Here is a 12810-nt window from a genome sequence, read left to right as displayed (position 1 = left end):
TTTCCAAGAGGGACAAATACTTATTAAATAGTACATTACAATCAATAGAAGAAATAGGAGGATTTATAAATGAATTTATACACAAACCGTCATGGATTAAGAAGGCCAATTACACATACTGAAAAAATTTCAAAAGAAGTTTACACTTTGCTATTAAGTACATGCCAAAAATACTATAAGAATATAACGCACATCTTTAAACTTCAGCAGCATTGTGCTTTTGTGGATCAGTATTATATTGAATTTGACCGTAATCAATTTGAAAATAGAATGGCAATAAAAATACCTGATATTCACAGAAATGAGTATGGTCATATGGTTGCTCCACAATATAATGATGATTATGATCAATATTCATTAATTGACCTCATAGAATACATTGCTGAAAATATAAAGGATATTTCTGAAGGATGGAATAATGATCGTTACAAAAATTATTGGTACATTCACTGTTTAGATACATCAAATGTTTTTGATGATTACAGAAAAGAACTAAACGAAATATTTGTAGAGTCTGGGGTATTGTTTACTTTAACCACAGAAAAAATTATTGAACGCATTGTAGAAAATAGTCCTTTATCAGAAGAAGTAGAAACGCAATTTCAACAAATTGCTGAGGTTGGGACAAGAGAATTAATGATTGACGCAATTGCATTATATAAAACACCAAACCCAGCGGCTCGACAGGATTCAGTCGAAAAAATATGGGATGCTTTAGAACGGCTGAAAACTTATCATACTGATCTTAATAAAAAGGATTCTACAACTAAAGTGGTAAATGATATGAGCAACGGACAAGATGAATTTATTGCAATTTTTGATACTGAGTTTAGGGCGCTAACGAACATTGGTAATAGTTTTAGAATTCGTCATCATGAGACAAATAAAATTGATATTACAGATAATCGTCACTACGATTACTTTTTTAACCGTTGCTTATCATTAATTTCTTTAGCAATTCAATATTTACAATAGAAGAAAAAAGGAATGAGATGGAATAATATCTTTTTAATAGACCCCCTAATTAATTTGTAATTTTTGTAGCACTTTGCTCTATAGAAACAGAGAATTAAAAACTCGTATATGATGTCAGTAAGTTCAGACTTGTTAGGGATTAAGTGTTAAAACGGGAATTAATAGAGTGTAGATCAATATGAATGAGGTAGGTTATTCAAAGAAGAATGGAACTTCACTTAACATAATATTCACGCTGTGGATATTCTCCTTGGTCCGGCAGTCGCCAGACACCTCAGCATACGCTGAGGTCGTGAATACAGGAACGTTATCGGAAATTGTTGCAATATAAAATACAAAGGAGTCAAATGATGATGGATATTTCAAGTACTATTCCTCATAGGTATCCTTTTTTATTTATTGATAAGGTATTGGAGGTTGAAAAAAACAAATGGGCAAAGGGATATAAACTTATTTCAAGAAATGAATGGTTTTTTTATGAAGAGGATGCTTCCGTTCCAAATACCTTGATAGTTGAAGCGCTTGCTCAATTGGGAGCATTCGCTACAAGCTCTACAGATAATGGACTTGGATTTCTATCTATGCTTAAAGGAGTAGAAGTAGTAGGACAAGCGTATCCAGGGGATCAGATAGAATTATATTATGAAATTATCAAGAACAAGCGAGGGTTTGTAATTGGAAAAGGAATTGCATCAGTAAACGAACGAGTCATTTTAAAAGCAGACGAAATCATGATTTACATACAACCCAATTGAAAGTAACTCGGAGACGACAACAACATCCGATAACACTGAATCCACGCATTCGGCATTCACCCTCGGTCCGCAAGATGGATTTTCCGAGAAGAGGAATCAGCGGACAACCCTGCACTGACTAAGCGCATCGCGCCCAGGCATAAGGCCTTTAAGTCGGTGAGGGTTCGTGAATACAGGAACGTTATAAGAAATCATATGCAAACATTGATTTAAGTTAAGAGGAAAGTTAAATGGGAGTATTGTTACAGTAATGAAATGATTTAAACCTCAAGAAGTGATTATTCAATACTAGATTGGTTGGTGGAAATATATGAAAGTAGTTATTGGATCAGGGCAGACCAAATATGATGGTTGGATCAATTCACAGGAAGATGAGTTGAATATAACTTCTATAGAAAGTTGGAATAGATTATCTGAACCTGAGAGCATAGATGCGCTCTTGGCTGAACACGTATGGGAACACTTAACGTATGAAGAAGGTATTAGGGCTGCAAATTACTGCTATCAATTTTTAAAACCAGGCGGTTATATTCGTTGTGCAGTTCCCGATAAAAATTTTCGTAATGATTGGTATCAACAAATGGTTAAAGTCGGTGGTCCTGGACCAGCGGATCATCCTGCAGCATCTCATAAAATAGTTTATGATGCAAAAACATTAGTGTCAGTTTTTGAAAGGGAGGGATTTCAGGTAACGTTATTGGAATATTGTGATGAGAACGGGGACTTTCATTATAATTACTGGAATGAAAAGGATGGTAGAATAGGTAGATCGTTTCGATTTGATACTAGGAATTCTATTGAAGGACTAGGGATGGTATCTATTATTATCGATGCAAAAAAACCTTTAATAATAAGAAATAGAAGCCAGAATTAAAATATAATGGTTGCTTGATTCGAAGAAGGCATATGACATCTTATAACATAGTATCTACGCTGCGGGCTGTTCAGCCCTTGGTACGCAAGGAGCGGTATACGGAGAAGTTGAATCAGCTCACAACCCTGCGAGGCTAAGTCCGTTGGACCCGGCGCGATGCGCCTTAAGCTTCTCGGGTTCGTAGATACAAGAACGTTATACGAAAATTCAAAAAATCAAGGAAGATAGCTAAGAGTTTCATCTGAATACATTGCAAATTTATTCCGAAGGAGAATCTAATGTATAAATGCATATATTGTAATGCCGATATAATTGAAAAATCTAATGAACATATCATTCATTCTGCTCTAGGATCTAGTTTGCAGTCAAACAGAATTATCTGCAAAGAGTGTAATAACTATTTTTCAACAAAAGAGTCTGGATACATTGACAATAAGTTTGTTGAGCAGTTTGTAGTAATAAGAAATCTATTAAATATAAAAAGTAATCGAGGAAAAATGCCTCCTGTCATAAAAAAATTAGAACATGAGGGGAGTGCGATACTACTAGAGCCAGGTGGAAGGTTTGCCTATCAAAAATCTAAAAGAGAAGAGGTAAAAGATGAAGAAGGTAATATTCAGTTCAATATATCAGCTCCAAATCTAGAAAAGGCTAAAGAGCAATTAGAGCATGTAAAAAAGCAATATGGAAAAGGTTTTTCTTCTTTAGATGCAGTCTTAAGAAAAACATATATTAATCAGCCCATTAACCTCAAATTGATCATAGGAGGAGAAGAGAATACTAAGGCTGTTGCCAAGATATTGTATAATTTCATTCATTATTTAGATAGAGAATCAATAATTACTCTACCTAGCATTGATTGGAGCAATGTTCAAAATTATTTAAGATACAGCCAAGATCCAGACAATAAAGATACTGGAATTGATTATGTAAATCCTATCCCGTATTCGATTCCTGAAGAAGATTTAGCAAACTATGTGTTTATCTCAGGATCAGAGCAACAAAAACTTATTTATGGACATGTCATAGTGTTCGGGCACATAACGTTTTCAGCTATAATTCATAGCGAATATGAAGGAGCTGATTTTAGTTATGGCGTTAGGCAGCCTGTTGATAATAAACAGGAACAGATATTTCTCGAACTCAAAAATCAAAAATTTAATCCAGACGTGATTAGAGATAAAGAACGTTATTTAGAGGTGAATATTGAGGGTATGAGAAATAGCCTGAATAAAATTCTGAAGATTTATACAGAAAGAGCAAGGAAGGAAGAACAAGATAGAATCATAAGCAAAGCAATGAGTGAAGTTTTTGAAGGATATGATGGTGCCTACATCACTAAAGAACATATTCAAAAATTGTCTTCAAAAATAGCAGAAGATTTTGTGAATTGGAGATATAGAATTGACACGGATTCATCTATTGATTTAGAAAAATGAGTTTCTAAAAACAACTGAAAGCAATAGGAAGGCGAATAAAAATTAACGAACCCCAAGCAGCTTATTCAAAGAAGAATGAATCTTCGTATAACATAATATTCACGCTGCGGGCATATGGCCTTGATCAGGCATTCGCCGGATACCCGATATACGTCGGGTCGTGAATACAGGAACGTTATACGCAAGTTCGTTAAACCTTTATGAGATAACTAAATTTTCAAAATCGATTTTCAACCCATATTTATAAAGAAAAATCGACACCTAATATGGCATCGAAACCATAAGGTTCTTTTGTAAGTCCTAGTTGAATAGTAAATTCTTTAAGCAGGATGCTATCAATAGAGAGGTATGAGACAATCTGTTGGTAACACAACTCACTTGAGCCACCTACTCCATACATCCGAACCCACTTTCCGTTGATAAAGTCTATATCCAGGCCAATAGGTTCAACAAGATCAGTATCAAAGATAGTTGTGGAGCATCCAGTATCCAGTATCCAGTAAGACATTATTGAGAAGCGTTGATTTATTCTTGTAAGATAGAGGAAGAGAAACAATAGGCAGTCCATTTACAAGATGTATTTTTCATTGAAGACCTCTAATTCCTGTAAAGGGTTGCTCAATGACTTCAATGAATTCATTTCCAGTGTGGAATATATAGAGTTCCCTAACAGGCTCTGACAAATGAAGTTCTTGATAAGAGGCCCATGCATGTTTAGGGTCGTCATATTCAGAAACAACTGACATTTCTTCAATAATTCTTTTGTTATTATTAGAATGAGTGGTAAGTGCTTCAACTAATACCCAACGATTAGGATGGATCTTACGGATATGACTCCATTTCATACGTAAACACCTCCGAAAAGACTTATAAATTAATTGTACAACCCTATGTAAGAACAAGCAATGATAGTGAGTTCGAAGAAGAACGAACCAGCGTATAACACTGTTTTCCTGCTGAGTCGCATTCGCTCCTTGGTCTGCCCGAAGGTATCCCAAAGGAGATCATCAGGCACACAACCCTGCGAGGCTAAGTGGCGGAGCCACCCAGTCGCTACGCTCCTTTAAGCCTCTTGGGTTTGGGAACACAAGAACGTTAAGTGAAATACCTGCAATCCTATTAAATTGGGAGTGATCCAATGAAGATAGCATTCATTCTATTCAATGGAATTACATTTTTAGATTTAATAGGATTCTATGATGTCATAGAACATTTTGAAGCTACTAAGGATTCCTGTTGGAATATGTGTGGGCTTAAAGAAGAGATAACGGTTTCGTGATGGCAATGTAATAACCGGCGGAGGTGTTTCTACGTCTATAGATCTGGGGTTATATGTCTTTCAAATTTTTAGGGAGCGAACAAATAGAGAATATTAAGATACAAATGGATTATCCGTATTATGTTCATGTAGGCATTATTGTATCTCGAAGAATGCAGACGCTTCCTATAACATCTTATTCACGTATCTGGCATTCGCCCTGGATCCGAAACGGAGTTTGAATAGGAAACAATGAGGCATCTCAATAACAGTGAAGCAGAATCATACGTGAGCTCTTAAATAATCCATTATCAAATAATTTCTTATTCTTATTAATACCTCCATCCAAGTAAAGTGTTATTATGTGGACAAAAATATATTGGAAGACATACAATCGATGTATTACTTTAATGAGCCAGGAGGAATTAAAATGATTAATTCTTGGCATGTGTCTGTAGCCGCTGAATCAGTTACCGCTTACTTGTTTGCTAGAATAGGATATGACGTATCCGTTCAATATGGAGCTAACCAACCAGAATACGATTTAATGGTTTCCAAAGGAGACAATATAATGAAGGTTTCCGTTAAGGGGAGTCGAGATGGAGGATGGGGTTTAACTCAAGGATTCAAGAACCAGAATGTTAGCTATCATGGAGCGATTGATCTTTGGTTACAAAAGCATTCAAAAAAGACCATATTCAGCTTAGTACAACTTAAAGGAACACAAATAAATGAAATGCCAAGAGTATACATAGCAACACCCATTGAAGTAGCTGAACTTATGAAGAAGGCTCGTAATGGTATTGGTGATACAGTTTTAAGAGAAAATAAAACGTGGGTTAAAGCACATTACAACGATGATCAGATTCCATCTGACTGGTTGTTTTCTGAGCAGCGGATTGATGAGGTTTTAAAGAAATAATACTTTGATAAGGAGTTGATATTTATTGGAATCGGCGTGGATAGGTTTTCTGGGGGTAATATTGGGCGCAGTCGTGACTTCCGGGGCTACTATTTTTATGAAGTATTTAGAAGATAAGCGAAAGAGGAAAGAGAAGGAACTCGACGAATATGACGCCATGAGGAAAGATGAGATGAGTATTTATAATGATGTCATTAAAGCTTATGGAGAACATTCTTTAATTATAGAAGCGCATCCACCATTCAATTTTAATTTTGATGTTGCAAATTATCAAAAACATATAAGGTCAAAATTCTTTAAAAACATTTACTTGAATCAATTTCATAATTCTAACCCCTTGCTGTAACAAGGTTTTTTAGGCATAGAAAAAGGAGTACCTCCCCAAATCTCGAATAGGTTAGCGACTAAACAAACCAAATGAGACGGAGGTGAACTCCCTATGCCCTATATTCGACATGAGAGTCTTGGACTGTCAACATTAAATCAGACAACTTTTTTAAGGGATGCAGCTTTGTACTGAATTGGGGTCATGTATCCTAAAGTGCCGTGAATGCGATGTTTGTTGAACCAATTTACATAATCATATAGTTCCAACTCTAAATGTTGAAGACTTTGAAAATTCATTTGGTTTACAAATTCCGTTTTCATCACTTTGTAGGTGGCTTCAGCTACGGCATTGTCGTAGGGACAACCTTTCAACCTTAAAGAGTGCCCGATTTGGAATGTCGTAAGAGTCTCATCGATTAATCTATTCTTAAATTCACTTCCACATTCGTATGAAGCCACCCAATGTCGCTCAAGTTGCCTTCTACCGAGGCGAAACCACATTGAACCATTTTTCTTTTGAAATCTGCTGCAAACGTGCATCTTTGCTTTGGCATAGTAGATCCGATCCTAATCGTATTCTCTTTATTCTACTAGCCCTTATTTTTTCTGTTCAACTAATTGTAGACAATCCATACTAACAAGACTCCTAGCCGTCAAGAATTATTGCTCTTGAGAGCAGGAGTCTTAAGTTGATCTTATCTTTTAAATTACTTAAAAATCAAAAGTTTTTTCAACGTCTAATTCAAATCCTGGGACTACCAAGGAACGAATCGTTCCACTTTTCTCATTTGCCAAAATTTCATATTGACCATCTTCATTTAAAGTAAACACCTGTACATACTTTTGAAGAGGATTAACAATCCAATATTCTTGAACTTTATATTTTTGATAAAGATTCAGCTTAAATACTAAATCGTGAGCTTGATTAGATGGGCTAATGATCTCAATGATCAGTTTAGGAACGCCAACATATCGCTGTTCGTCAAACCCAGAAGGATCACAAATAACAGATAAATCAGGAATTACGACTTTCTGATTGTTTTCTTCGTCAGACAGAACAACATCAAATGGGGCTGCTAGTACTTCACATTCTTTGCCCATTAATAAACTACCTAACTGAACACTTAATTTCATGGAAATGCGCTGGTGACTCGTACTAGGAGATGGCGACATGTAAACAACGCCATCGATATATTCTAACAATTTATTTGATGTACTTTTCAATTCTAAATATTCTTTATATGTGATGGGTGATTCATTTGGAATCTTCATTTTATTCACCATCCTTGTAAATATCTCGCTACTTACAGTATATCATTTAACATTCACATGTTGACGTCTATATTCATAGACTTACTAGTCAATAAATGAAAGAACCTTTAAATTGCAGTTCTTTTCGTTTCTTTTCGTAATAATTCTGTAGTTTTTAGCACAATCTTTTTAAGAGCTTCTAAGTTCTCTAGATCTATATTATTACTAGGTAGAAGTATTTTAGCTTCCTTTATCTCTTTTATTTCATTGTCAATGCTATCTATTTTATCTCTCAGATCCTTTATCGACCAAAGCATCTGCTCATATTCATCGTTCAAGGAGATTACAGAATAAATAATCTGATTTAATTGCAATTGATCTGTATTAATTTCTTTAGTCTCATTAAGAATGTTTCTTTGAACTGATAATATTTTTTTGTTATTTTTCGCCTCTCTTATTTGATTATCAAACTTAGCACGTAGTTTTCCATTCCACCTGAAGCCAACTGCAGCAGCCGATCGATTTAACTTTTCACCTACATATTCAAACGCATCTAATTGTGTTTTGCCCTTAGATATATATGATATTACTGTTTGTAAAAGTAATATGTCCTCTTCGGTTTTCCAGGCATCTCTTCTCTTCATCCGGCATCCTCCAAATATACGTTCTTAATCTCATATATATCCTATTGCATATCATTTTATTCTGCTGCCCACTAGTTTGATTAAAATACTTCAAATAGTGAGTTTTGTTTTGGTTTATTTCATTTACTTTCTTTCGTTCCGTACTAAATGATATAGAATATATCTTCCATACCAAATAGAATTATCATCAGAATAGCTGCAAATAATCGGATTTTGACCAGTAAAATTATTAATTTTGATAGTGTCAGGGTATTTACATTTACGGCAAAATGACTAGTACAGTTTCCCAAAATAGTGTAACAGTCGTTTCGTCCATTGTAACAGGTAACCGCAAACCATAGTCTTAATCGTAATTATTATTATTAGTGTATATTATATTCTTATTCGTAATTGTTACCATTTAATCGTAATGGTTACTATTAGCTATCAAGGTTATATACTTTACGATGTAATTTAATCGTTTATTCTATATCCAATAGTAAATTTGTTGTTACCAATAAATACAACTTTACTATCTTTTGCAATAGAAAAGAATGACCAATAAGGTGTCTCCTTATCCTTTTTAAGATAATTTCCCATTGGGTTTTCTTGTGGAATAACAGGCAATCCATACTTTTCTACCGACTCTGATTTATAACGTATAGCCCAACCATTACTAGCGAATCCGTTTAACCAATGTGCATAATCATTTAGGAAAACGTCGGGTTTACCTTTCACTAAGACGAACGCAACCAATTTTCTATCTTCAATTTGATATCTTGTTCCTTCTCCTATAAACATCTTATGATATTGTGAGTTTTTATCTTTAGGATCTACAAATATCAAATTATGAATAGAAGCAGTCCCTTTACCATTATAGAGAGTGAACTCAACACCTCTAAATCTCTCTAAAGTTTCTGGTCTTCCTGACTGTAATGTTGGTGTCATATTCATACTCTCTGCATTACTACCTGTCAATCCAACTTCCCTCAACTCTTCTAACTGTTGATATTCCTTGGCCTTCTTATCCTGTACCTGTTCATATCTCAATAGTATAGCTGCTACTTCAGCTCTCGTTGTCGTCTTACTCGCATTAAACTTGCCATCACTATATCCGTTCATTAATCCAGTTCCGAGCGCTACACTTACTACTCCATAATCCTTATCACTTAATCCGCCTTTATAATACTCAGCTACTGGAACAATTGTACTCATTGTATCTGATACAGCTTGCTTATAATCCTCATCCTTAACCTCTAATCCTGCTACCATCCATCTAACCATTTCCACTCTTGTTATTGCTTGTTGTGGTTTAAATCCATTCTTCACATATGTATTGCTATCTACAAATCCTTTTGCTATTGCTTCACTTACTCCTGACTCACTCCATCTACCTGTTACATCCTTTAACTCTACACTATCATTCACATGATCATTGTTAGATACACGAGCCATTAATACTGCAAATTCTTCTCTTGTTACTGGTGCATTTGGTTTAAATGATCCATCACTATAACCTTTAAAGTAACCTTTAGATACTGCTGATTGAATAGCATTGTTTGCCCAGTGTAATGTTGATACATCTTTAAACTTTGCATCTGCACTTACTAAACTCGCATCATGTACACCAGCTAACAAACTCAATGATAAAACTACTGCTACGATTATCTTACTTTTGTTTTTCATAAATTCTCCTTCTTACTGCGACTATTGATATACATATCGACCAATATTATACATTTGATAAGACTATTTTACTATTATCCAAATAAAAAAGAGAGCAATATTGTATCTTTGCTCTCTTTTTTATTTATATCATTTAATAGACGGATAAATCACGAAGGTTTCAAAATATAATTTATCTGCTCGCTCTTCTTTTTCATCTTCTGGTAAGTTTTCTATATCCTTCGAGTACAATTCAATACTTCTCCACAATCTTAGGCCTAGCTCAGGAAAATCATATTGACACCCTTCGCTATAAAAATTATTAATAGCGTATGGAGAAATTTCATTTAATTTTGGAATTAAGTCTTCCACTTTTGTCTGAAATAAATCGATATTGTACCCTTCTAAGACTGCTGCAATCGTTCTATCGTTTGATATTTCAAGTTCAGTTAAGCTTGAATTCGTATAACTGGTTGTAAGAACCGAAAAAGAATATTCTAAATCGTTTAAAATATGATTAATTTCCGCTTCAGACATACCTAATTTCAGTGGTCCAACAAATTCTCCAGGCTTAATTGTAACTTTATGCATTTTCTAAAAACTCCTTTACTTTGTTCTAATCCCAGGCAACTATACCAAGGTAATCTTCTAACCCTAAAATTGTGAGAAGTAGCTCGTTAAAATATTTGTTGTACAAGTTACCATTCTCTACATCTGGATCTGTAAGTTTTTTGAAATCCAGCACATTTTTCGAAATTAATTCTTCATATTTTCCAGCCTTTAAATAACTAACTTCTTCTGCTCTATAGGCAACTGCTGCAGTAGAGGAACCATGATTAAGGGTTAATCTGTGATCTCTATAAATCATTCTTATTGCAGGGGATTTATTTGGATCTTTGCCTATTTGCTTCAAAGCATCAGCTGAAATTAAGTGATGTCTTTCTCCTCCTAAAGCTTTGAATGTAGAGTCGCCATAAATGCCTACTTCAAAATTATATCTTTGATGAGAACGTTTCGTTCCTGCCTCGAAAGTTTCGCTTGAATTACTAGCTTTCCAAACAGTACCGTTTTCTGTAACTGTGATTTGATAAATAAAATAATCAGTTGTTTTATCCATCGATTGAGCCCATACGTTAAATACTCCCGAACCCACCTGCGTTTTTGTTACTAATGGGCCAGCTGCAGCCATTGGCCAATTATTATATGAAGAGTTATGATATCTCTTTTGAGATAGACTAACTGTATCTAATTTGCTTGTTCCTACCTTAGTAAAATTTACCACAAATCCTGATCTTTGTGCTTGATAAGTGATGAACCATGCGGTGACACTTTTAGGTTCTCCAGTTATCTCGTCCATTTCAGAAAGTGTAACAACATCAATGTTTTCTGTATTAATTGTAGGCTGCTCATAAACCATACCATATTTCTCTATGGTTTTATTCACTCTCTCTTCTCCGTATTTTGCAAGTATTTCATCAAATCCATCAGGATAAGTTCTTGTATTAAAAATTGAAAGTTTTAGAGCTTGAGCTTGTTGAGAGTAATTCATATCATCTAATTTCAATAGATCAGCTCTATTGTTTTCTTCAAGAAATTGAATTAATTCAGGATTATCTTTAATATCATCATAATGCATCATCTCTATAACTGAATCGCTCTCTGGATTCTCACTAATCAACTCAATTTCCGAAGCTGCCTCTGTATTGGATACAAGTAAAAACATTGATAGTACGAAAATACCGAAAAACGTACTCAAATTACGTAACACGACTTTTTTCATTTAATTATCCCCTAGTATGTCTCTGATGTGTATTTGTCGTTAAATTGTCTTGTGTGATATGTACCTAATTTCTCTCCTTTAATCTAAAATTTAAGCCAATTTAAGCCAACTTTAAGATAATACCATAATATTCTTATTTTATTAAGAAATATTTTCTTTAATTGGTTTATAAAAATTAAACTTAATAATAATATGTAAATAGTGATATAATATTATTACCATATTATTATTGGTATTTTTCTTAAACGAGCGAGCTAACATAAAAAACTCCACCTTATTAGGTAGAGTCATTGTTCATTATTTTCTTTCTATCCCATCTTGCTATATTAATATCAGTAGCTTCCTTATACTTATCCATAAATTGTTCTGTATTCCTCACACTCTTCAATAAACGATGTTTAAACTTATAGTTGCTATATTTAGATCCTCTAACATACTCAGAATACAACACATACTTTCTATTCATCTGCCTAATATGTTTAAACACTGCATCACCATCTAATCCAGTCTTACCTGCTATATCTTCAATAGTAAGTTTATTATCCTTCAGCAGCAATTTGTGTATCATAAAATGTTTAATATTCAATCCTATATCTAGATAATATTGAAATAGCTCACTATTAAATGTGCCAATCTTATTGTCATCAGATATAGATAACAACTGTATCTCTAACACCTGTTTATCAGGTATCTGCTTCTCTGAAAGAAATCTATCCCATCGACTAACATTATGTACTTTGATTAGCTTGTACTTAATTAAAAGATTCATAGCGTTATATATATCATACTTTGTATATCCAGTCTCATTTGAAATCATGAATGTCGAAGAAGGGAGTAAAAAATCTGCTTGCTCTTTTCATTGTAGTAAAGATCAGTATTGAGATTCTCGTTAGAATTCCTGTAAAACGAAAAATTTGGAGTTTGAATAAAAAAGAGCGCCT

13 protein-coding genes and 1 pseudogene are annotated in these 12810 nt (G+C 34.2%); 6 read left to right on the top strand and 8 right to left on the bottom strand.

Features of this window, described 5'->3' with window-relative positions; all coding sequences use genetic code 11:
* Positions 1 to 69: 69 nt before the first annotated feature.
* The 4 genes from GQY27_RS13610 (at position 70) to GQY27_RS13595 (ending at position 4043) form a co-directional block, all read left to right on the top strand.
* A complete protein-coding gene (locus tag GQY27_RS13610; protein WP_160035280.1) occupies positions 70 to 975 on the top strand; it encodes an AbiJ-NTD4 domain-containing protein in 906 nt (301 codons plus the stop codon).
* Positions 976 to 1328: 353 nt separating this feature from the next.
* Entirely contained in the window at positions 1329 to 1730 is a 402-nt protein-coding gene (locus tag GQY27_RS13605; protein ID WP_160035447.1) for a 3-hydroxyacyl-ACP dehydratase FabZ family protein, read from the top strand.
* A 310-nt stretch (positions 1731 to 2040) separates the two neighbouring features.
* Positions 2041 to 2604: a class I SAM-dependent methyltransferase gene (locus tag GQY27_RS13600; protein ID WP_160035278.1), complete on the top strand. Its 564-nt coding sequence runs from the start codon at positions 2041 to 2043 to the stop codon at positions 2602 to 2604.
* A gap of 278 nt (positions 2605 to 2882) precedes the next feature.
* Positions 2883 to 4043 carry an HNH endonuclease gene (locus GQY27_RS13595; protein WP_160035276.1) on the top strand — a complete coding sequence of 387 codons (1161 nt, stop codon included), beginning with the start codon at positions 2883 to 2885 and terminating at the stop codon, positions 4041 to 4043.
* Between the two features lie 584 nt (positions 4044 to 4627).
* Here the strand turns inward: GQY27_RS13595 and GQY27_RS13585 are convergent.
* The gene (locus GQY27_RS13585) at positions 4628 to 4888 is read right to left on the bottom strand and encodes a hypothetical protein (protein ID WP_160035274.1); all 261 of its coding nucleotides are present in this window, start codon (positions 4886 to 4888) and stop codon (positions 4628 to 4630) included.
* 843 nt (positions 4889 to 5731) lie between these two features.
* Between GQY27_RS13585 and GQY27_RS13580 the strand changes: the two genes are divergently transcribed.
* On the top strand, positions 5732 to 6223 hold the full coding sequence (locus tag GQY27_RS13580; RefSeq protein WP_160035272.1) for a hypothetical protein: 492 nt from the start codon (positions 5732 to 5734) through the stop codon (positions 6221 to 6223).
* A 25-nt stretch (positions 6224 to 6248) separates the two neighbouring features.
* Positions 6249 to 6569, top strand: a complete 321-nt coding sequence (locus GQY27_RS13575; protein ID WP_160035270.1) for a hypothetical protein — start codon at positions 6249 to 6251, stop codon at positions 6567 to 6569.
* A gap of 164 nt (positions 6570 to 6733) precedes the next feature.
* Here GQY27_RS13575 and GQY27_RS22080 read toward each other — a convergent pair.
* The 7 genes and pseudogenes from GQY27_RS22080 to GQY27_RS13540 form a co-directional block, all read right to left on the bottom strand.
* A pseudogene (locus tag GQY27_RS22080) lies at positions 6734 to 7002 on the bottom strand (IS3 family transposase); the annotation flags it as partial.
* Between the two features lie 259 nt (positions 7003 to 7261).
* Complete coding sequence (locus GQY27_RS13565; protein WP_160035266.1) at positions 7262 to 7822, bottom strand: Uma2 family endonuclease; 561 nt, start codon at positions 7820 to 7822, stop codon at positions 7262 to 7264.
* 107 nt (positions 7823 to 7929) lie between these two features.
* A complete protein-coding gene (locus GQY27_RS13560; protein ID WP_160035264.1) occupies positions 7930 to 8445 on the bottom strand; it encodes a hypothetical protein in 516 nt (171 codons plus the stop codon).
* Positions 8446 to 8898: 453 nt separating this feature from the next.
* Positions 8899 to 10110 carry an S-layer homology domain-containing protein gene (locus GQY27_RS13555; protein ID WP_160035262.1) on the bottom strand — a complete coding sequence of 404 codons (1212 nt, stop codon included), beginning with the start codon at positions 10108 to 10110 and terminating at the stop codon, positions 8899 to 8901.
* Between the two features lie 129 nt (positions 10111 to 10239).
* Positions 10240 to 10680 carry a hypothetical protein gene (locus GQY27_RS13550; RefSeq protein ID WP_160035260.1) on the bottom strand — a complete coding sequence of 147 codons (441 nt, stop codon included), beginning with the start codon at positions 10678 to 10680 and terminating at the stop codon, positions 10240 to 10242.
* Between the two features lie 25 nt (positions 10681 to 10705).
* A complete protein-coding gene (locus tag GQY27_RS13545) occupies positions 10706 to 11869 on the bottom strand; it encodes a hypothetical protein (RefSeq protein ID WP_160035258.1) in 1164 nt (387 codons plus the stop codon).
* 277 nt (positions 11870 to 12146) lie between these two features.
* Positions 12147 to 12530, bottom strand: a complete 384-nt coding sequence (locus GQY27_RS13540; RefSeq protein WP_160035256.1) for a winged helix-turn-helix transcriptional regulator — start codon at positions 12528 to 12530, stop codon at positions 12147 to 12149.
* Positions 12531 to 12810 lie beyond the last annotated feature (280 nt).

It is taken from the genome of Paenibacillus sp. An7, assembly GCF_009870785.1.
Taxonomy (GTDB): domain Bacteria; phylum Bacillota; class Bacilli; order Paenibacillales; family Paenibacillaceae; genus Paenibacillus.
Note: the sequence above shows the minus strand (reverse complement) of the source record. Positions and strands in the feature narration are given on the sequence as shown.